General features: G+C 59.3%; 21 protein-coding genes. 16 read left to right on the plus strand and 5 right to left on the minus strand.

The window, feature by feature from the left end; genetic code table 11:
• Positions 1 to 26: 26 nt before the first annotated feature.
• Positions 27 to 3377: a ribonuclease E gene (gene rne, locus AAIE04_RS05185; protein WP_498057003.1), complete on the minus strand. Its 3351-nt coding sequence runs from the start codon at positions 3375 to 3377 to the stop codon at positions 27 to 29.
• A gap of 552 nt (positions 3378 to 3929) precedes the next feature.
• On the opposite strand from rne, the gene rluC reads away from it, so the two are divergent.
• Positions 3930 to 4889, plus strand: coding sequence for a 23S rRNA pseudouridine(955/2504/2580) synthase RluC (gene rluC, locus AAIE04_RS05190; RefSeq protein ID WP_046899261.1), 960 nt, complete (start codon positions 3930 to 3932; stop codon positions 4887 to 4889).
• A 6-nt stretch (positions 4890 to 4895) separates the two neighbouring features.
• Here the strand turns inward: rluC and AAIE04_RS05195 are convergent, their stop codons facing one another.
• Positions 4896 to 5477 (minus strand): Maf family protein, encoded by a 582-nt coding sequence (locus AAIE04_RS05195; RefSeq protein WP_063919194.1) that lies wholly within the window; start codon positions 5475 to 5477, stop codon positions 4896 to 4898.
• Between the two features lie 141 nt (positions 5478 to 5618).
• Between AAIE04_RS05195 and yceD the strand changes: the two genes are divergently transcribed.
• The 8 genes from yceD (at position 5619) to fabF (ending at position 11739) form a co-directional block, all read left to right on the plus strand.
• Positions 5619 to 6140, plus strand: a complete 522-nt coding sequence (gene yceD, locus AAIE04_RS05200) for a 23S rRNA accumulation protein YceD (protein WP_004927780.1) — start codon at positions 5619 to 5621, stop codon at positions 6138 to 6140.
• A gap of 16 nt (positions 6141 to 6156) precedes the next feature.
• A complete protein-coding gene (rpmF, locus tag AAIE04_RS05205) occupies positions 6157 to 6324 on the plus strand; it encodes a 50S ribosomal protein L32 (protein ID WP_004927778.1) in 168 nt (55 codons plus the stop codon).
• An 11-nt stretch (positions 6325 to 6335) separates the two neighbouring features.
• Positions 6336 to 7370, plus strand: a complete 1035-nt coding sequence (gene plsX / locus AAIE04_RS05210; protein WP_025159946.1) for a phosphate acyltransferase PlsX — start codon at positions 6336 to 6338, stop codon at positions 7368 to 7370.
• 6 nt (positions 7371 to 7376) lie between these two features.
• Positions 7377 to 8330, plus strand: coding sequence for a beta-ketoacyl-ACP synthase III (locus AAIE04_RS05215; RefSeq protein ID WP_025159945.1), 954 nt, complete (start codon positions 7377 to 7379; stop codon positions 8328 to 8330).
• Positions 8331 to 8348: 18 nt separating this feature from the next.
• A complete protein-coding gene (fabD, locus tag AAIE04_RS05220) occupies positions 8349 to 9278 on the plus strand; it encodes an ACP S-malonyltransferase (protein WP_074054517.1) in 930 nt (309 codons plus the stop codon).
• A gap of 11 nt (positions 9279 to 9289) precedes the next feature.
• A complete protein-coding gene (gene fabG, locus AAIE04_RS05225) occupies positions 9290 to 10024 on the plus strand; it encodes a 3-oxoacyl-ACP reductase FabG (protein WP_004928729.1) in 735 nt (244 codons plus the stop codon).
• A gap of 154 nt (positions 10025 to 10178) precedes the next feature.
• Complete coding sequence (gene acpP / locus AAIE04_RS05230; RefSeq protein WP_004719003.1) at positions 10179 to 10415, plus strand: acyl carrier protein; 237 nt, start codon at positions 10179 to 10181, stop codon at positions 10413 to 10415.
• 82 nt (positions 10416 to 10497) lie between these two features.
• Positions 10498 to 11739: a beta-ketoacyl-ACP synthase II gene (fabF, locus tag AAIE04_RS05235; protein ID WP_025159944.1), complete on the plus strand. Its 1242-nt coding sequence runs from the start codon at positions 10498 to 10500 to the stop codon at positions 11737 to 11739.
• An 89-nt stretch (positions 11740 to 11828) separates the two neighbouring features.
• Here fabF and AAIE04_RS05240 read toward each other — a convergent pair whose 3' ends face one another.
• Positions 11829 to 12404, minus strand: coding sequence for a hypothetical protein (locus tag AAIE04_RS05240; protein ID WP_498576612.1), 576 nt, complete (start codon positions 12402 to 12404; stop codon positions 11829 to 11831).
• A 139-nt stretch (positions 12405 to 12543) separates the two neighbouring features.
• On the opposite strand from AAIE04_RS05240, the gene pabC reads away from it, so the two are divergent.
• The 6 genes from pabC (at position 12544) to ptsG (ending at position 18588) form a co-directional block, all read left to right on the plus strand.
• Entirely contained in the window at positions 12544 to 13341 is a 798-nt protein-coding gene (gene pabC / locus AAIE04_RS05245) for an aminodeoxychorismate lyase (protein ID WP_435981379.1), read from the plus strand.
• 13 nt (positions 13342 to 13354) lie between these two features.
• Positions 13355 to 14380, plus strand: coding sequence for an endolytic transglycosylase MltG (gene mltG / locus AAIE04_RS05250; RefSeq protein WP_074054514.1), 1026 nt, complete (start codon positions 13355 to 13357; stop codon positions 14378 to 14380).
• On the plus strand, positions 14370 to 15008 hold the full coding sequence (gene tmk, locus AAIE04_RS05255) for a dTMP kinase (RefSeq protein WP_019455834.1): 639 nt from the start codon (positions 14370 to 14372) through the stop codon (positions 15006 to 15008). The genes mltG and tmk overlap by 11 nt, the downstream gene beginning before the upstream one ends.
• On the plus strand, positions 15008 to 16015 hold the full coding sequence (gene holB, locus AAIE04_RS05260; protein WP_498576613.1) for a DNA polymerase III subunit delta': 1008 nt from the start codon (positions 15008 to 15010) through the stop codon (positions 16013 to 16015). Before tmk ends, holB begins: the two co-directional genes overlap by 1 nt.
• Positions 16016 to 16034: 19 nt before the next feature.
• The gene (locus AAIE04_RS05265; RefSeq protein ID WP_498576614.1) at positions 16035 to 16811 is read left to right on the plus strand and encodes a metal-dependent hydrolase; all 777 of its coding nucleotides are present in this window, start codon (positions 16035 to 16037) and stop codon (positions 16809 to 16811) included.
• A 343-nt stretch (positions 16812 to 17154) separates the two neighbouring features.
• Positions 17155 to 18588, plus strand: a complete 1434-nt coding sequence (ptsG, locus tag AAIE04_RS05270; protein WP_019455831.1) for a PTS glucose transporter subunit IIBC — start codon at positions 17155 to 17157, stop codon at positions 18586 to 18588.
• A gap of 56 nt (positions 18589 to 18644) precedes the next feature.
• Here the strand turns inward: ptsG and AAIE04_RS05275 are convergent, their stop codons facing one another.
• Together AAIE04_RS05275 and mntR are read right to left on the minus strand one after the other, a co-directional pair.
• Positions 18645 to 19010 (minus strand): DUF4180 domain-containing protein, encoded by a 366-nt coding sequence (locus AAIE04_RS05275; RefSeq protein ID WP_498576615.1) that lies wholly within the window; start codon positions 19008 to 19010, stop codon positions 18645 to 18647.
• 14 nt (positions 19011 to 19024) lie between these two features.
• On the minus strand, positions 19025 to 19495 hold the full coding sequence (gene mntR / locus AAIE04_RS05280; protein ID WP_498576616.1) for a manganese-binding transcriptional regulator MntR: 471 nt from the start codon (positions 19493 to 19495) through the stop codon (positions 19025 to 19027).
• A 230-nt stretch (positions 19496 to 19725) separates the two neighbouring features.
• On the opposite strand from mntR, the gene AAIE04_RS05285 reads away from it, so the two are divergent.
• Positions 19726 to 21030, plus strand: coding sequence for an Nramp family divalent metal transporter (locus tag AAIE04_RS05285; protein WP_019455828.1), 1305 nt, complete (start codon positions 19726 to 19728; stop codon positions 21028 to 21030).
• Positions 21031 to 21038: the final 8 nt, after the last annotated feature.

The following is a 21038-nucleotide window of genomic DNA, read 5'->3' on the forward strand; positions in this document are numbered from 1 at the left end:
GGTTTTTTTTAGGGTTGCAGATTAACTTATTCGTTAACCGGCTGCGGCTTGGTGGCCGGCGCGGTCGCCTGGCTCACCGCCGAGTGACCGCCGGCGGAACCTTTGCCTTCAAAGTTGAAGGAAGGGCGCTGCCAGTCGCTGTGCTTGCGTTCTTCCGGCACGTAGGCAGGCGCAGGCGCTTTAGTCATCGGCGCAGTGGCGATGTGCTTGTACAGCACGTCCTGCACGGCTTTCACCGGCGTTGGTTGTTGAACAACCGCAGGCACAGGTTCAGCGGCGATAGTCGCAGGAGCTTTTTCCTCCGGGGCCACTTCCACGGCGGCGGCTGCAGGCGCTGTTTCTGCCACAGGCGCAGCTTCTACCGGCGCAGCGACGGCCACAGGGGCCTCTTCCGCTGGTGCGGCAGTTTCAACCACAGGTTCTGCCGCAACGGTTTCAGCTACCGGCTCGGCTTCCACTGCCGGGGCAGTTTCTTCCGCTTTCGGCTCTTCAACCGCGACAGCTGCCGGCGCTGCTGCTACCGGCGCAGGGGTTTCCTCGGCCGGGGTAGCAACGACTGCGGCTTCTTCCGCTACGGCGACGGTAACAGTTTCAGCGGCGGCTTCTGCTGCCGGTTCGTTGACGCTGGCCACGATCTGCGCTTCTTCCACGGCAACGCTGTGCTGTTCAACCGCTGCGGCGACAACGGGTGCCGCTGCCTGTTCTACGGTTTCGGTCTGCACTTCGGCTTCTTCAACCTGAGCGACCGGGTAGCTCACCCACACTTTGCCCGACGCCATTTCCGGCGAAGCGAAGGCGCCCGCCAACGGCATTGGGGATTGCAGCGGGTAACGCTCATCGCGGTAACGACGGCGACGCTGGCCGCTGACGCGCAGGTGACGCGGTGAACGACGGGAACGGCGCGGCATGCCTTCGCCGTTGCCGCGGTTTTCACCCTGGGCATCGTCTTCCGGTTGTGCAGCAACGGTTTCCGGCAGCAGCTTGACGCTGTCGTCGGCAGTCGGCTGCGCGTCTTCGGCTTTCGCTACCGGCGCTTTCGGCGCCAACAGCTCTTCCGCTGCACGCTGCAGTTCTTCTTCCGCAGACAGGATACGCACTTTCTGCGACAGTGGACGGCGCTGACGGCGCTGCATGTTCTGCTGCTGGCGTTCTTCCTGCTCTTCGTCGGTGCTCTCGACCGCTTCAACGCTTTCCAGCGCTTTCACTTCCTGCTGAGCCTGACGTTTCTCTTCCTGACGACGACGCTGGCGTTCAGCACGCTGCTCACGGCGCTGCTGCTGATCTTCGCGCGGCGCTTTAGCGCTTTCTTCCGCTGCGGTTTCCTCAGCTACCGGCGCGTTCTGCTGCTGGTTGCGGCGGTTACGGCGCTGCTCATCGCGGGATTCACGCGATTCACGGCCTTCACGGTTCTCACGCGGTTCACGGTTGTCACGCTCGCGATTGTCACGGCCTTCACCGCGCTCTTTACGCTCGCCGCGTTCCGGACGATCGCCACGCTCACCGCGCTCTTTACGGCCGGTGCCTTGGCGGCGCTGACCGCGACGATCCTGACGACGGTTTTCACCGTTGCCTTCCGCTTTCGGCGTTTCGGCCGGTTTGGCTTCTTCGACGGCAGGTTGTTCTTCACCGGCGAACAGGCTCTTCAGACCACCGAACAGGCGGCCCAGGAAGCCCGGCTTGGCGGCGACCGGCGCTGCGGCTTTAGCCTTGACGGCTGCAGCGACAGGTTTGGCCACGGCGACAGGTTCTTCAGCCGGCGGCGGCGCATCGGCGGACAGCGAGAAGGAAGCCAGGGCCGGTTGCTCCGGACGCTTGCGTTCCATCGGCGCATCTTCCAGCGGGCGCTCCATGTCTTCTTCGTGCAGCTTCGGCAGCAGGTAGCTGAGGGTGGAAGTCTCTTCACCCTTACGCACGCGCAGCACCGAGTAGTGCGGGGTTTGCATCTGATCGTTCGGCACGATGACGGCTTTCACGCCGCCCTGGCGTTTTTCGATCGCGCTGACGGATTCGCGCTTTTCGTTCAGCAGGTACGAAGCGACCTGAACCGGCACGATAGCGTGAACTTCTTTGGTGTTTTCCTTCAGCGCTTCTTCTTCGATCAGACGCAGGATGGACAGCGCCAGCGATTCGTTGTCGCGAATGGTGCCGGTGCCGTTACAGCGCGGGCACACATGGTGGCTGGACTCGCCCAGCGACGGGCTGAGGCGCTGACGCGACATTTCCAGCAGGCCGAAGCGGGAGATGCGGCCGATCTGGATGCGCGCGCGGTCCTGACGCACGGCGTCGCGCAGGCGGTTTTCCACTTCGCGCTGGTGGCGTACCGGCGTCATGTCGATGAAGTCGATGACGATCAGGCCGCCGAGGTCACGCAGGCGCAGTTGGCGCGCGATCTCGTCCGCCGCTTCCAGGTTGGTGTTGAACGCCGTCTCTTCGATGTCGCCGCCGCGGGTTGCGCGCGCGGAGTTGATATCGATGGCGGTCAGCGCTTCAGTGCTGTCGATGACGATCGAACCGCCGGACGGCAGGCGCACTTCGCGCTGGAAGGCGGATTCGATCTGCGATTCGATCTGGTAGTGGCTGAACAGAGGGATCTCACCGCTGTACAGTTTGATCTTGCTGCTGAAATCCGGGCGGCCCAGCGCAGCGATGTGCTCTTTGGCCAGATCGAGAATTTTCGGGTTGTCGATCAGGATTTCGCCGATGTCCGGGCGCAGGTAATCGCGGAAGGCGCGCACGATAACGTTGCTTTCCTGATGGATCAGGAACGGCGCAGGGCGGCCTTCGGCGGCTTTTTTAATCGCTTCCCAGTGCTTCAGGCGGAAGGAGAGATCCCACTGCAGCGCGTCGGCGGATTTGCCTACGCCCGCGGTGCGAACGATCAGGCCCATGCCGTCCGGCAGTTGCAGCGAAGAGAGCGCTTCTTTCAGCTCGGTGCGATCGTCACCCTCGATGCGGCGAGAAATGCCGCCGGCGCGCGGGTTGTTCGGCATCAGAACCAGATAGCTGCCCGCCAGGCTGATGAAGGTGGTCAAGGCGGCGCCTTTGTTGCCACGTTCTTCTTTGTCTACCTGAACGATGACTTCCTGGCCTTCGCGCAGCACATCTTTGATGTTCGGGCGGCCATGGGAAGAGTAATTGCTAGGGAAGTATTCGCGGGCGATTTCTTTAAGAGGGAGGAAACCATGTCGTTCTGCGCCGTAGTCCACGAACGCTGCTTCAAGACTTGGTTCAATGCGGGTGATTTTGCCTTTGTAAATATTCGCTTTTTTCTGCTCATGACCCGGACTTTCGATATCCAAATCATACAGCCGCTGTCCATCTACGAGGGCAACACGCAACTCTTCCTGCTGAGTTGCGTTAATCAACATTCTTTTCATCTTAACTTACTCGTTATTTTTACATTATCGACAAAGCTGCGGGCAAAATAACCTCATGGCCGGAGTTAAACCGAAAGCCCCGTGTCTTCTCGCAAAGCCGTCAACCTCACGGTTGTCGCCTGCATAGGGGCGCATTATCTCGGTAAGCCTGCCTTTCTTTGTGAAAGGCAGCACTTTTACTAGGGGAATAGCCTCTGATTTACGTCGACAGATCTGATTCCATTTGCCGGCCAAGCTGCAACCCGCAGCCCGCTAATTGTTTGATTTCGCATTACGTCTTACGCCATTGCTGCGTTTTTGCGCGATCAGACAAATTTTATAATTCCACCGTTTTCCCTGTTTAACGAGAATCAACGCGGAAAGTGACTGCATTATTCCACTGCTGATGCCGTTATAGCAAGGTGACTTTTCCTTAACTGCGGAAGAAATCGCAAACGTTCAAATCGGCTTGCTGCCTTATTGTCCGCTGGGGTTTCGCCCGCCGTCAGAGAGACAGTTAAGCACAGAAAAAGATGTGGCGCTATTCACGCGCTCTATTTAGAATCCCGCACCATGAAAACGAACAATCCAGCAGTACAATTCATCACGATTTCCGACGACGAAGCCGGTCAGAGAATCGACAACTTTCTGCTCGCTCGTCTGAAAGGCGTGCCGAAGAGCATGATTTACCGCATCGTGCGTAAAGGCGAGGTGCGGGTCAATAAAGGGCGCATCAAGGTCGAATACAAATTGGCGGCCGGCGACGTGGTGCGCGTGCCGCCGGTGCGCGTGGCCGAACGCGAAGAGGCGCCGGTGTCGGCCAAGCTGGATAAGGTGGCCGCGTTGGCCGACTGCATTCTGTATGAAGACGACCACCTGCTGATCCTCAACAAGCCTTCCGGCACTGCGGTGCACGGCGGCAGCGGCCTGAGCTTCGGCGTGATTGAAGGGCTGCGGGCGCTGCGCCCCGAGGCTCGCTTCCTCGAGCTGGTGCATCGCCTGGATCGCGACACCTCCGGCGTGCTATTGGTGGCCAAGAAGCGTTCCGCGCTGCGCTCTTTGCATGAGCAACTGCGGCTGAAGGGCATGCAGAAGGATTATCTGGCGCTGGTGCGCGGCCAGTGGCAATCCCACTGCAAGGCCGTACAGGCGCCGCTGCTGAAAAACATTCTGCAAAGCGGCGAACGCATCGTGCGCGTCAATAGCGAAGGCAAGCCTTCGGAAACCCGCTTCAAGGTGGAAGAGCGTTACGAGTTCGCCACCCTGGTGAAGGCCAGCCCGATCACCGGGCGCACCCACCAGATCCGCGTGCACACCCTGCATGCCGGGCACCCGATCGCTTTTGACGATCGCTATGGCGATCGCGAGTTCGATCGTCAACTGGCGGGCACCGGCCTGAAACGTCTGTTCCTGCACGCTGCGGCGCTGCGCTTTGAGCATCCGGCCACCGGCGAAACGATGCGCATCGAAGCGCCGATGGACGAAGAACTGCGCCACTGCCTGCAGGTGCTGCGCCAGCAGGCGGCCAAGTAATCCGCGTCAGACCAGCGGGTTGACGCCTTCAGCCCGCAACATATCCAACAGCGCGATCAACGGCAGGCCGATCAGGGCATTCGGATCCCGGCCCTCCAGCCTGTCGAACAGCGCGATCCCCAATCCTTCGCTTTTGAAACTTCCCGCGCAATTCAGCGGTTGCTCCAGACGCACATAGGCCGCGATCTCCGCTTCGCTCAGCGCGCGAAAATGTACGTGGAAAGGCTCGCACAGAGCCTGCAGCTGTTTGCTGCGGCCGTTGTACAGCGCCAGGCCGGTATAGAAGGTCACGGCCTGGCCGGCGGCCTTGCGCAGCTGCGCCCGGGCGTTTTCCTCGGTATGCGGCTTGCCGGTGATGGCGCCGTCGATCACGCAGACCTGATCGGAGCCGATGATCAGATGCTCGGGATAGGCGAGGGCCAGCGCCCGCGCCTTCGCCGCCGCCAGGCGCAGCACCAGCGCTTCGGCGTTTTCACCCGGCAGTGGCGTTTCATCCACCTGCGGCGCGGCGCAGTCGAAGGGCAGTTGCAGCTTCTCCAGCAGCATTTTTCGATAGGGGGAGGTGGAGGCTAAAAGCAATCTCTGCATAATTTTTTTCGCAAACCGTAGCGTAAATGGGTACGGCATTTTAAACTGTCGGCCGCTGTGGAAGCGAATATTGGTGAAAGGAGCCGTTTTACGGCCTTTTTCTTTGACTCTATGTCGTTACAAAGTTAATATGCGCGCCCTATGCAAAAGGTAAAATTACCCTTGACCATTGATGCGGTACGTACCGCTCAGAAACGCCTGGACTATGCTGGTGTCTATGCGCCTGAGCAGGTTACTCGTGTTGCCGACTCCGTGGTCAGTGTGGACAGTGATGTCGAGGTGTCGTTGTCGTTTAATATCGACAATCAGCGCCTCGCGGTGATAACAGGGCATGCGGATGTCACGGTAACGTTGATGTGCCAACGCTGTGGAGTCCCGTTCGAGCATCAGGTCCACACAACATATTGTTTTAGCCCGGTCGTCAATGATGAGCAGGCTGAGGCATTACCGGAAGCGTACGAACCGATCGAAGTTGACGAGTTTGGCGAAGTCGATCTGTTGGCAATGATTGAAGACGAAATTATTCTTTCACTGCCTGTCGTTCCGGTACATGAATCTGAACACTGTGAAGTGTCCGAAGCGGACATGGTATTTGGCCAACTGCCTCCTGAGGCGGAGAAACCGAATCCGTTTGCCGTATTAGCCAGTTTAAAGCGTAAGTAATTGAGGAGTAAGGTCCATGGCCGTACAACAGAATAAACCAACCCGTTCCAAGCGTGGCATGCGTCGTTCTCACGATGCTCTGACCACGACTACTCTGTCTGTAGACAAAGTATCCGGTGAAACTCACCGTCGTCACCACATCACTGCCGACGGTTTCTACCGCGGTCGCAAGGTTATCGGCTAAGTAGCGATACCTTGACTCGTCTAACCCTGGCGTTAGATGCAATGGGCGGGGACTTCGGTCCCTGCGTCACAGTGCCTGCTTCGTTGCAGGCACTGGCCTCTAATTTACAGCTTCATCTCCTGCTGGTCGGCAATCCCGACGTCATCTCCCCTTTGCTTGCCCACGCCGATCCGGTTCTTCTGGAGCGTCTGCAAGTCGTGCCCGCCGAGTCTGTGATCGCCGGCGACGCCAAACCTTCACAAGCGATACGCGCCAGCCGCGGCACGTCGATGCGCATTGCGCTCGAACAGCTCAGCAGCGGCAACGCGCAGGGCTGCGTCAGCGCCGGCAATACCGGTGCGTTGATGGGGTTGGCGAAGCTGCTGGTCAAGCCGTTGGAAGGCATCGAACGCCCGGCGCTGATGACGGTGATCCCGAATCAGCAACGCAGCAAAACCGTGGTGCTGGATTTGGGCGCCAACGTCGAGTGCGATAGCACCATGCTGGTGCAGTTCGCCGTGATGGGCGCGGTGATGGCGGAAGAGGTGATCGGCATTGCGCAACCGCGAGTGGCGCTGCTGAATATTGGCGAAGAAGAGACCAAAGGCCTGGATAATATCCGCGAAGCGGCCGCTGTGCTAAAAAATACGCCGGCAATCAACTATATTGGTTATCTGGAAGGAAACGAGCTGCTCACCGGCAAGACCGACGTATTGGTCTGCGACGGCTTCGTGGGCAACGTCACCCTGAAAACCATGGAAGGGGTGGTCAGGGTGTTCTTATCGCTGCTGAAATCGTCCGGCGACGGAAACAAGCGAGCCTGGTGGCTGAAATTGTTGGGCCGTTGGCTGCAAAAACGGGTGGTTAAGCGGTTCGGCCACCTGAACCCCGACCAGTATAATGGCGCATGTCTGTTAGGATTGCGCAGCACCGTAGTCAAGAGCCACGGCGCTGCGAACCCTCACGCGTTTGCAGTCGCAATCGAACAGGCTGTGCAGGCGGTGCAGCGGCAAGTCCCGGAAAGGATTGCTGCGCGCCTTGAGGCTGTATTACCTAAGAGTGACTGATCGTACATGTATACAAAGATTCTCGGTACGGGGAGTTATTTGCCCGTACAAGTGCGCACCAATGCTGATTTGGAAAAAATGGTGGATACCTCTGACGAGTGGATCGTCACGCGTACCGGTATTCGCGAACGCCGTATCGCCGCTGCGGATGAAACCGTTGCGACGATGAGCTTCCAGGCCGCTGAAAAAGCGCTGGAAATGGCAGGTGTGGCTAAAGAAGACATCGGGCTGATCGTGGTGGCGACCACCACGAATACGCACGCGTTCCCAAGCGCGGCGTGCCTGGTGCAAGACATGCTGGGTATCAAGGACTGCGCGGCGTTCGATCTGGCCGCGGCCTGCGCCGGCTTTACTTATGCGCTCAGCGTGGCCGATCAGTACGTGAAAAACGGCGCGGTCAAACATGCGTTGGTGATCGGCGCAGATCTGTTGTCACGCACGCTGGATCCTGAAGATCGCGGCACCATCATTCTGTTTGGCGATGGCGCAGGGGCGGTGGTGCTGGGGGCTTCCGAAGAGCCGGGCATCATGTCCACCCATCTGCACGCCGACGGCAGCTACGGCGGCCTGCTGACCCTGCCGTACAAGGATCGTCAGAATCAAGACAAGCCGGCCTATGTCACCATGGCGGGCAACGAAGTCTTCAAGGTTGCGGTCACCGAGCTGGCGCGCATCGTCGACGAGACGCTGCAGGCCAATAATCTGGACCGCAGCGAGCTGGATTGGCTGGTGCCGCACCAGGCCAACCTGCGCATCATCAGCGCAACGGCGAAAAAATTGGGCATGGGGATGGACAAAGTGGTGGTGACGCTCGATCGTCACGGCAACACCTCCGCCGCCTCGGTGCCTTCCGCACTGGACGAAGCAGTGCGCGACGGGCGAGTTCAGCGCGGCCAACTGGTGCTGCTGGAAGCCTTCGGCGGCGGCTTTACCTGGGGCTCGGCGCTGGTTCGTTTCTGATTTGGACAGGAAGAAAAAATGACGCAATTTGCTTTTGTTTTCCCGGGCCAGGGGTCGCAAACCGTTGGCATGTTGGCCGATTTGGCCGCACAGTTCCCGATCGTCGAAGAGACCTTCGGCGAGGCTTCCTCCGCCCTGGGTTACGATCTGTGGCAGCTGGTGCAGCAAGGCCCGGCGGAAGAGCTGAACAAGACCTGGCAGACCCAGCCGGCGCTGCTGGCCGCCTCGGTGGCGATTTTCCGCGTTTGGCAGCAGCAGGGCGGTAAAGCGCCGGCGCTGATGGCGGGTCATAGCCTGGGCGAATACTCGGCGCTGGTTTGCGCCGGCGTGCTGGACTTCAAGGCGGCGATCCGTCTGGTCGAGCTGCGCGGCAAGCTGATGCAGGAAGCGGTGCCGGAAGGCACCGGCGCGATGTACGCCATCATCGGCCTGGACAACGACGCGATCGCCAAGGCGTGTGAAGAGTCCGCGCAAGGGCAGGTGGTTTCACCGGTCAACTTCAACTCGCCGGGCCAGGTGGTTATCGCCGGCAACAAGGAAGCGGTTGAACGCGCAGGCGCCGCCTGTAAAGCCGCCGGCGCCAAACGCGCGCTGCCGCTGCCGGTGAGCGTGCCTTCGCACTGCGCACTGATGAAACCGGCCGCCGACAAGCTGGCCGTGGCGCTGCAGGACATCACCTTCAACGCGCCGCAGGTGCCGGTGGTGAACAACGTCGACGTGCGTACCGAAAACGATCCTGAAGCGATCCGCAGCGCGCTGGTGCGTCAGCTGTACAGCCCGGTGCGTTGGACCGAAAGCGTAGAATTTATCGCAGCACAGGGAGTGACGTCGCTGCTGGAAGTGGGGCCGGGCAAAGTGCTGACCGGACTGACTAAACGTATTGTTGACACCCTGACGGCTGCGGCGGTGAACGACACCGCCAGCCTGTCGGCGGCGCTTGAACAATAAAGAGGAAAATGATGAGCTTCGAAGGTAAAATCGTTCTGGTCACCGGCGCGAGCCGCGGTATTGGCCGAGCTATTGCAGAAACGTTTGTGGCACGCGGCGCCAAAGTGATCGGCACCGCGACCAGCGAGAGCGGCGCTGAAGCGATCAGCGGCTACCTGGGCGCAAACGGCAAAGGGTTTATGTTGAACGTTGTTGATGCGCAATCTATCGACAGCGTGCTGGCATCGATTCGCGCCGAATTTGGCGAAATCGACATTTTAGTGAATAATGCCGGCATTACGCGTGATAACCTGCTGATGCGCATGAAGGATGATGAGTGGGAGGATATCCTCGACACCAACCTGACTTCCGTATTCCGTCTGTCAAAAGCGGTAATGCGCGCTATGATGAAAAAGCGGTTTGGCCGTATCATCACCATCGGTTCCGTTGTCGGTACCATGGGGAACGCAGGGCAGGCGAACTACGCGGCGGCTAAAGCCGGCCTGATTGGTTTTAGCAAATCTTTGGCACGTGAAGTTGCTTCGCGTGGCATTACGGTCAACGTCGTGGCACCTGGCTTTATTGAGACGGACATGACACGGGCGTTGACAGATGATCAACGCGCAGGCATTTTGTCATCAGTTCCAGCCAACCGGCTGGGCGATGCTAAAGAAATCGCCAGCGCTGTTGCATTTTTGGCCTCTGATGAGGCCGGCTATATCACCGGTGAAACGTTACATGTCAATGGCGGCATGTACATGATTTAAAAAATGCGAAAACCATTTGCGTTATTTGAGGCAAAAACCGCAAAATAGCGTAAAATCGTGGTTTGACCAGCCGGGATTTAGTTGCATCTTTTTCAGCATTTTATACACTACGAAAACCATCGCGAAAGCGAGTTTTGATAGGAAATTTAAGAGTATGAGCACTATCGAAGAACGCGTTAAGAAAATCATTGTTGAGCAACTGGGTGTTAAACAGGAAGAAGTTTTGAACAACGCTTCTTTCGTTGAAGATCTGGGCGCTGATTCTCTTGACACCGTTGAGCTGGTAATGGCACTGGAAGAAGAATTCGACACCGAGATTCCAGACGAAGAAGCTGAGAAGATCACTACTGTTCAGGCAGCTATTGATTTCATCAACGCTAGCCAGCAGTAAGAGAACATATCTAGGCGGTCGTTCGACCGCCTAAGTTTTTTCTATCCCTAGTGTCATATTTTTCCCTCCCTGGAGGACAAACGTGTCTAAGCGTCGAGTAGTTGTGACCGGACTGGGCATGTTGTCTCCTGTCGGCAATACGGTAGAGTCCACGTGGAACGCTCTTCTTGCCGGTCAGAGTGGCATCAGCCTGATCGACCATTTCGATACCACTGCCTATGCGACCAAGTTTGCTGGCCTGGTAAAGAATTTTAATTCTGAGGATTTCATCTCTCGCAAAGATGCGCGCAAGATGGACGCCTTTATCCAGTACGGTATCGCTGCCGGCATGCAAGCCATGCAGGATGCAGGTCTGGACATCACCGAGGCTAACGCCACCCGCATTGGAGCCGCGATCGGTTCCGGCATCGGCGGCCTGGGTTTGATTGAAGAAAACCACAGTTCACTGGTTAACGGTGGCCCACGGAAAATCAGTCCGTTCTTCGTGCCATCCACCATCGTGAATATGATTGCAGGCCACCTGACAATCATGTACGGCATGCGTGGCCCAAGCATTTCCATCGCCACCGCCTGTACATCAGGTGTGCACAACATCGGCCATGCGGCGCGTATCATTGCTTACAATGATGCTGACGTGATGCTGGCCGGTGGGGCAGAGAAAGCCAGCACCCCATTGGGCGTCGGCGGCTTTGGCGCAGCGCGCGCCCTGTCCACCCGTAATGACAACCCGCAGGCGGCGAGCCGTCCGTGGGATAAAGACCGCGACGGCTTCGTGCTGGGCGACGGCGCCGGCATGATGGTGCTGGAAGAGTACGAACACGCGAAAAAACGCGGCGCGAAAATCTACGCCGAAGTGGTTGGCTTTGGGATGAGCAGCGATGCCTATCACATGACTTCGCCACCGGAAAACGGCGCTGGCGCTGCGCTGGCGATGGAAAATGCCCTGCTTGACGCCGGTGTGACCCCGTCACAAATCGGCTACATCAACGCACACGGCACCTCTACGCCGGCGGGCGATCAGGCGGAAGCGCAGGCGGTGAAATCCGTATTTGGCGCCGATGCGCAGCGCGTGCTGGTGAGCTCGACCAAATCGATGACCGGCCACCTGTTGGGTGCGGCAGGCGCGATCGAGTCCATCTTCACCGTGCTGGCGCTGCGCGATCAGGCGGTACCGCCAACCATCAACCTGGATAACCCGGATGAAGGTTGCGATCTGGACTTCGTGCCTCACGAAGCGCGCCAGGTCAGCGATATGGAGTTTACCCTGTGTAACTCCTTCGGCTTCGGCGGCACCAACGGCTCGCTGATCTTCCGCCGAGTGTAACTCGCGCGGTCGACTGCTGATGAAAGCCCGGTTTTTTAACCGGGCTTTTTTACGCGTGCAATTTGACGGAGAGGGGCACCTGCAGGGGGCTATTTTATATTTTTCGCCGCTTGCAAGATGGATTGATTGCCGAGTGTAGCCTGCCACATCTCGAATTGAGTACGCCATTCTTCGAAGGGGGCGGTAAGTGGGCGCGGATCGCCACTCATGGAATAAGCCATCCCCTCAATCAGCCATGAAGGTTTGGTCAACATGGCGAGATTACCGAAGGATTCTGCCTGCCGATAGTGGATCATTTCATGCGTTAAGTAGAACGCTGTCCAACCGCGTGGTGCAACAATCAGACCGAGATCACCGATCGCAGCGGCGGCGCGTTTTCCCATGCCGAACATCTCGGCGCAGGCTGCAGCGTTGCAGAACACGACTCGGGGGCTGCCGATAAATGGCCCGACGGCGGTACTGGCGTGCGCATAGCCGGTCTGATAAAGCTTTTGAGCATCCGCTAATTTTGCGACATCATCCGTGCAGAGAGTTGCGGTTGGGCATGTTATTCCTGGCAGCAATGAGGGGAAGGCAATGCGCAGCGGCTTTATGGCTAGCAGCCCGGCAGTTATCAGAATGGTAAATAGAATTATAATTATTGATAATATTTTTTTATATTTCATGTGGATAGCCTAATGTTTCCAATGAGCTACTATAACGCCAGCCGAGCTGAATGGTAAGTGGGCATATTGAGCGTTTTTGCATTAACGGCCGCCTGCTATTCTGCGAGCGTGAAGTCATCAGCTGGCAACAGGAGGAAGCATGTATTGGATTAACGGACAACGCCACGATGCGCTGGCGCCGAGCGATCGCGGCCTGCAATTCGGCGATGGCTGCTTTACTACCGCTCGGGTTATTGACGGCAAAGTCGAGCTGCTGCCCTGGCATCTGGAGCGGCTGCAGCAAGCGGCGCAGCGGCTGATGCTGCCCGCCACCGATTGGCTGGCTTTCGAACGGGAGATGGCGCAGGCGGCCGAATCAATTCCGCTCGGCGTGGTCAAAGCGATACTGACGCGCGGCAGCGGTGGGCGCGGCTACAGCCCGGTGGGGTGCGAAAACCCAACGCGCATCGTCGCCCGCAGCAGCTACCCCGCGCACTATTTGCAGTGGCGGGAGCAGGGCATCACGCTCGCGCTCAGCCCGGTGGCGCTGGCGCGTAACCCGCTGCTGGCGGGGCTAAAGCATTTGAACCGTCTGGAGCAGGTGCTGATCCGCGCGCATCTTGACCAGATGGCCGCCGACGAGGCGCTGGTGCTTGACACTGCCGGTATGCTGGTGGAATGCTGTGCGGCTAATTTGTTCTGGCGTAAGGGAAAAGCGGTGTTTACCCCGGACCTGAGCCAGGCGGGCGTCGCCGGGCTGATGCGTCGGCGGGTGATCGCGCTGCTGGCCGGTTCGGAATACCGTCTGCACTGCGTCAGTGAACCGCTGGAGACGCTGGCCGACGCTGACGAAGTTCTGGTGAGCAACGCGCTGATGCCGCTGCTGCCGGTAAACGTTGCCCAATCATGGCGTTATCATTCGCGCCAGCTGTATGATTTTTTGCGTCCACACTGTTAACCATGGCTGATTGATGAAGAAAAGAAAGCTGAAGGTCCTGTCTGTTATTGTTGTTCTGGCATTGGCGCTGCTGTTTTGGGGCTACCAGAAGATCGAACGCTTTGCCGATACGCCGCTGGCCATCCAGCAAGAGACCATCTTCAAACTGCCTGCCGGCACCGGCCGGGTGGCGCTGGAAGGGTTGCTGGTGCGCGATAAACTGGTGCGCAACGGCCGCTGGTTCCAGTGGCTGCTGAAACTTGAGCCGGAGCTGGCGGAGTTCAAGGCCGGTACCTACCGTTTCACGCCGGGCATGACGGTGCGCCAGATGCTGAAGCTGTTGGCCAGCGGCAAAGAGGCGCAGTTCACCGCGCGCTTTATCGAAGGCTCACGCCTGCGTGACTGGCAGCAGGTGCTGCAGCAGTCCAAATACCTGAAACACACTCTGGCGGACAAGAGCGAAGCGGAGATCGCCACCGCGCTAGGCATTCCTGCGGGCGAAACGCCGGAAGGGCACCTGTACCCGGATACCTATCAGTATACCGCCGGCATGAGCGACATTGCGCTGCTCAAACGCGCTCACGTGCGCATGAACAAAGCGCTGCAGGCCGCCTGGGCCGGCCGCGACGCCAGCCTGCCGTATAAAACGCCGGAAGAGTTGCTGACCATGGCTTCGATCGTCGAGAAAGAGACCGCCGTGCCGGAAGAGCGCAGCAAGGTGGCGTCGGTGTTCGTCAACCGCTTGCGCATCGGCATGCGTCTGCAGACCGATCCGACGGTGATCTACGGCATGGGCGAAAGCTATAATGGCAACATCACGCGCAAGGATCTGGAGACGCCGACGCCTTACAACACCTATGTGATCGCCGGCCTGCCGCCAACGCCGATCGCCATGCCGGGTGAGGCCTCGCTGCAGGCGGCCGCCAATCCGGCCAAAACGCCTTATCTCTATTTTGTCGCCGACGGCAAGGGTGGGCATACCTTCACCACCAATCTGGCGAGCCATAACCAGGCGGTGCGCGCGTACCGTCAGGCGTTAAAGGAAAAGAATGAAAAGTAAATTCGTTGTTATCGAGGGGCTGGAAGGCGCGGGCAAGACCACCGCGCGCGACACGGTGGTCAATGTACTGCGTGAACACGGCGTCAGCGATATCGTCTTCACCCGCGAACCGGGTGGTACGCCGCTGGCGGAAAAGCTGCGCGATCTGTTTAAGCGCGGCATCGATGGCGAATTGCCGACCATCAAGGCCGAAGTGCTGATGCTGTACGCCGCGCGCGTGCAGCTGGTGGAGACCGTAATTAAACCGGCTCTGGCGCGCGGCGCGTGGGTGGTGGGCGACCGTCACGATCTCTCTTCACAGGCTTACCAGGGCGGCGGCCGTGGCGTGGATCCGCAGCTGATGGCCTCGCTGCGCGACACCGTGCTGGGGGATTTCCGGCCGGACCTGACGGTCTATCTCGATCTGCCGCCGCTGGTTGGCCTGCAACGCGCACAGGCTCGCGGCCAGCTGGATCGCATCGAACAGGAGGCGCTGCCGTTCTTCGAACGCACCCGCGCGCGTTATCTCGAGCTGGCGGCGCAGGATGAAACCATCGTCACCGTCGACGCCGCCCAACCGCTGGAACAGGTGACGGCGGCGATCCGCGACTGCGTCAGCCAGTGGCTGCGGCAGCAGGAAGGCGCATAATGAACTGGTATCCGTGGCTGAATGGCCCTTATCGCCAGCTGGTTGGGCAGTACGCCGAGGGCCGCGGCCATCATGCGCTGCTGCTGCACGCTGCGGCAGGCAACGGTGACGATGCGCTGGCCTACGGCCTGAGCCGTTGGTTGATCTGTCAGCAGCGCAACGGTGAAAAAAGCTGCGGTGAGTGCCATAGCTGCCGGCTGATGCTGGCGGGTAACCACCCGGATTATCACGTGCTGGCGCCGGAAAAGGGCAAGAGCAGCCTGGGGATCGAACCGATTCGCCAGGTGATTGAGAAGCTGTATGCCCACGCGCAGCAGGGCGGCGCCAAGGTGATTTGGCTGCCTCAGGCGGAACAGCTGACCGAGGCGGCGGCCAACGCGCTGTTGAAAACGCTGGAGGAGCCGCCGGAGAAAACCTATTTCCTGCTGGGGTGCCGTGAGCCGTCGCGGCTGATGGCGACACTGCGCAGCCGCTGCCTGTACTGGCATTTGGCCAGCCCGGAGGAGCAGCTCAGTCTGCAGTGGCTGGGCCGACAGGCGGCCGGATCTCAGACGGATCGCCTCACGGCGCTGCGCCTGCACGACGGCGCGCCGCTGGCCGCCGAACAGCTGTTACAGCCGCAGCAGTGGCAACAGCGCAGCGCCCTGTGCGCCGCATTGAGCGCCGCGCTGCCGCAGCGCGATATGCTGTCGCTGCTGCCGGCGTTAAACCACGAAGACGTCGCCGAGCGCCTGCACTGGCTGTGCGCGCTGCTGGTGGACGCGATGAAGTGGCAACAGGGCGCGCATCACTATGTGTTGAATCAGGATCAGCAGCCGCTGGTGCACCAGTTGGCCAGCCTGCTGAGCAGCGTCTCGCTGCAGCAGATCGTGCAGCAGTGGCTGAACTGCCGCCACCAGCTGCTCAGCGTGGTGGGCGTCAATCGCGAGCTGCTGCTGACCGAACAGTTACTTCGCTGGGAACAGATGCTCGGCGCCGCCGGCTATTCCCAACCTCATTCGCTGTAAAGTAAAAGAGTTAAAAATTATGTTGTTAGTCGATTCTCATTGCCATCTTGACGGCCTGGATTATCAAACGCTGCACCAGAATGTGGACGATGCGCTGGCCAAGGCCAAAGTGCGCGACGTCGGCTATGTGCTGGCGGTCGCCACCACGCTGCCGGGCTACCGTTCCATGACCGAACTGATCGGCCAGCGCGACGATGTGGCCTTCTCCTGCGGGGTGCATCCGCTCAACCTGGAAGAAGGCTATGATTACGCCGAGCTGCGTCGCCTGGCGGCGGCGGAGCAGGTGGTGGCGCTGGGGGAGACCGGGCTCGATTACTTCTACCAGAAAGACAACCTTGAGCTGCAGCAGGACTCTTTCCGCGAGCATATCCGCATTGGCCGGGATCTGAACAAGCCGGTGATCGTCCACACCCGCGATGCGCGCGCGGATACGCTGGCGATCCTGCGTGAAGAGAACGCACAGGACTGCGGTGGCGTACTCCACTGCTTCACCGAAGATCTGGCCACGGCCGAAGCTTTGCTGGATCTGGGCTTTTACATCTCTTTCTCCGGCATCGTGACCTTCCGCAACGCCGAACAGCTGCGTGAAGTAGCCCGCTATGTGCCGCTGGACCGCATTCTGGTGGAAACCGACTCGCCTTATCTGGCGCCGGTGCCGCATCGCGGCAAAGAAAACCAACCCGCCTATGTGCGCGATGTGGCTGAATACATGGCGGTATTGAAGGGCGTTAGCCTGGAACAACTGGCCGAAGCGACCACCGCCAACTTTTCACGCTTATTTCACCTCGATCTGTGATCTTTGACCTAGGCTATAGCTGTAGGTCATTGTCTGCATAATTTTTTTTGAGCTCGTAATTAATCACTGAAACGGGTAAGGTTCCCTCCCGTTTCAGGTTGTTCGGTGCGTGTTTTTTGGCCTGTTTTGCCAAAAAACAGCCGGTTTATGCAAAGTTGCTGCGGCTCGATCATCGAAACGTGATTGTCATCAAACATTGCGCAGGCTATTTATTTTACTCTGCGTAATAAATTCAAGGGGTGCTCAGACACCCTGAATTGCAGGGGTTTTTCTCCCCCCCTTGCAGCGCGACGTATCGCGACAAGAAGTAGCAAAGCATTATTACTCAGGAGCACACTCAACTATGTTCAAGAACGCATTTGCAAACCTGCAAAAAGTAGGTAAATCGCTCATGCTGCCGGTGTCCGTGTTGCCTATCGCAGGTATCCTGCTGGGCGTCGGTTCCGCCAACTTTAGCTGGCTACCTGCGGTAGTCTCCCACGTGATGGCGGAAGCGGGCGGTTCGGTCTTCGCCAATATGCCGTTGATTTTCGCTATCGGCGTCGCCTTGGGCTTCACCAACAACGACGGCGTTTCCGCGCTGGCGGCGGTGGTGGCTTACGGCATCATGGTGAAAACCATGGCGGTGGTTGCGCCGCTGGTGCTGCACCTGCCGGCTGAAGAGATTGCGGCCAAACACCTGGCGGATACCGGTGTGCTCGGGGGGATTATCTCCGGCGCCATCGCGGCCTATATGTTCAACCGCTTCTTCCGCATTCAACTGCCGGAATACCTGGGCTTCTTTGCCGGTAAGCGTTTCGTGCCGATCATTTCCGGTCTGGCGGCGATCGTTCTGGGCGTAGTGCTGTCCTTCATCTGGCCACCGATCGGTACGGCTATCCAGACCTTCTCGCAGTGGGCGGCTTATCAGAACCCGGTCGTAGCCTTCGGCATTTACGGCGTGGTTGAGCGTGCTCTGGTGCCGTTCGGTCTGCACCACATCTGGAACGTACCGTTCCAAATGCAAATTGGTGAATTCACCAACGCGGCGGGCCAGGTGTTCCACGGCGACATCCCTCGCTACATGGCGGGCGACCCAACCGCGGGCAAACTGTCCGGCGGCTTCCTGTTCAAAATGTACGGTCTGCCTGCTGCGGCCATCGCCATCTGGCACTCGGCCAAGCCGGAAAACCGCGCTAAAGTCGGCGGCATCATGATCTCCGCTGCGCTGACCTCGTTCCTGACCGGTATCACCGAGCCGATCGAGTTCTCCTTCATGTTTGTCGCGCCGATCCTGTATGTGATCCACGCTATCCTGGCCGGTCTGGCGTTCCCAATCTGCATCCTGTTGGGCATGCGTGACGGCACCAGCTTCTCGCACGGCCTGATCGACTTTATCGTACTGAGCGGCAACAGCAGCAAAATCTGGCTGTTCCCAATCGTCGGCATCATCTACGGTCTGGTGTACTACACCATCTTCCGCGTGCTGATCGCCAAGCTGGATCTGAAAACCCCGGGCCGTGAAGACACCGCTGCCGAGCAGACTGCGCAGGGCGGTTCCGAAATGTCCGCAGCGCTGGTTCAGGCCTTCGGCGGTAAAGAAAACATCACTAACCTGGATGCTTGCATCACCCGTCTGCGCGTCAGCGTGGCCGACGTGTCCAAAGTTGACCAGGCGGGCCTGAAGAAACTGGGCGCAGCCGGCGTAGTCGTCGCTGGCTCTGGCGTGCAGGCCATCTTCGGCACCAAGTCTGACAACCTGAAAACCGATATGGACGAATATATCCGTAATCACTGATTCAGGCAGGGGAGTTACCAAGGGAGGTGAAAGCCTCCCTTTTTTATTGCCTGCCGTCAGGCGCCAAGGCGCTGTTCGAGTTCGGCAAGAGAAGGGAGGAACCAGACCTGTTCGCCGCGGTTGGCTTCGCGCACGAAGTCTTGCAGCGCGCTGCTTTGCGCCAGCCAGGGGGTGATATCGCCCAGTAGCGCCACCCGCAGGCGATAGTTGACGAATTTCTGCAATACGGCGCCGGCAATGCCGCTTCTGAGCTGGAAGAAGGTGGCGTCCAGGCGGCTGACGGGGAGGGCGATCATCCCGGCCTCGTGTTCAAAGGCGGGCGCGATAAACAGGCTGACGTCGTTTTCATCTTTCAGCGCCGGCCCGGCTTCGGCGAAAACCACCAGGCGCAGATCATGGATTTGCTGCACGGCGTAGCTCATCGGCGCTCCGGGAGTCAGGGTTTGGCGTGCTGCTGTAGATAATGTTCGAACACCGCCAGCGTTTCGTCCGAGATATGGTGTTCAATCCCTTCGCTGTCCAGCTCGGCGGTTTCGCTCGGCACCCCGACGCACATCAGCAGATCGACCACGATGCGGTGACGGCGGCGCACCTTCTGCGCCAGCTGCTCGCCTTCCTCGGTTAAAAACACCCCGCGATAAGGGCGCGATTCAACCAGCCCGGCGCTTTTCAGCCGCGCGATATTTTTGATCGCCGTCGGGTGAGACACGCCGAAGCGGCGCGCGATATCGGTGGTTCTGGCTTCGCGGGTGCTTTGCAGCAAATCGGCGATCAGCTCAACGTAATCTTCGATCAGCGCATTGGACTGCGCTTCACGGGCGCGGCTAAAACGCAGGGCGTGCTCGGCCTCGTCCGGCATATCGGTCAGGGCGGGGCGGTCGGCGTTATCTGGCGCGCGGGTAACCATAGCGTGGGGCGTCCTGTAAGCGTAAAAATGGCGTCTCCCGGCAATATGGGGAGGGTTGCCCTAAGTTAGTCCAAATAGCACACATTATCAATTCGATGCCACGCATTGTGGTAGTTAGAAATATCTCTACACAAAGCCAATGAATTTCGCCTGTTGCATAAAGTGTAGCCGATGCTACATTGTCAGCATGACAGGTGGAAAAATAACCAGTAAAAGATTGAGGGTAATCCATGCGTGATGCGGCAACCACCCCATCGTTAACCGAACGGACCAACATCGCGATTGGCGCCGCCCTTGCCGGACGCAAGCGCGGCGCCTTTACGCCGTTGCTGTTCGCCGGCCCGGCGGTGATTGCTTCTATCGCCTACATGGATCCCGGTAACTTCGCCACCAACATTCAGGCCGGGGCGAAATACGGTTACAGCCTGCTGTGGGTGGTGGTGATGGCCAACCTGATCGCCATGCTGTTTCAGGCGCTGTCGGCCAAGCTCGGCATCGTCACCAACCGCAATCTGGCGGAAATGTGCCGCGATCAGTTCTCACGGCCGGTGGTGATCGGCATGTGGCTGCTCAGCGAAGTGGCGGCGATGGCCACCGATCTGGCGGAGTTTCTCGGCGGCGCGATCGCGCTGGCGCTGTTGTTCCACATGCCGCTGCTGGCGGGGATGGGCGTGACGGCGGTGATCACCTATGCGCTGTTGATGGTGGAAAAAAAAGGTTTCCGCCCGGTTGAACTGATGATCGGTGGCCTGGTGGGCATCATCGCGCTGTGCTATCTGGTGGAGATGTTCATCGTACCGGTGGATTGGCAGGCGGCCGGCATCGGCATGGTGACGCCGCAGTTGCCCGACGCGCAGGCGCTGACCATCGCCGTCGGCATTATCGGCGCCACCGTGATGCCGCACGCCATTTTCCTGCACTCGGGGTTGACCCAGCACCGCAGCCCGGCCAGCGACAACGGCGAGCGGCGCAAGCTGCTGCGTTTCTCCAATATCGAGGTGGTGATCGCGCTGGCGCTGGCGGGGCTGGTGAATATCGCGATGGTGATCATGGCTTCGAGCGCCTTCCACGCCGGTAACAGCGACGTGGCCGAGATTGGCACCGCCTACCATACGCTGACGCCGCTGTTCGGCGCTGCGGCCGCCGGTATCTTCCTCGCGTCGCTGATCGCCTCCGGCATCTCCAGCTCGGTGGTGGGCACCATGGCCGGGCAGATGATCATGCAGGGCTTCGTCGGCTTCCGCATTCCGGTGTGGGTGCGTCGCCTGGTCACTATGGTGCCGGCGTTTATCGTGGTGGCGATGGGCGTCAACGCCACCGACGCGCTGGTCTACAGCCAAGTGGTGCTGAGCCTGGCGCTGCCGGCGCCGATGATCGCGCTGGTGATGTTCACCCGCCGCCGCGACATCATGGGCGAGTTCGCCAACGGCCGCTGGACCAGCCTGGCGGCGGTGGTCGGCACGGTGGTGATCGTGCTGCTCAATGTGGTGCTGCTGTTGCAGACCTTTGGCGTCGACATCCCCGGGTTGGGGTGAGCCGCGCG

It is taken from the genome of Serratia sp. Ae19-1, assembly GCF_059801225.1.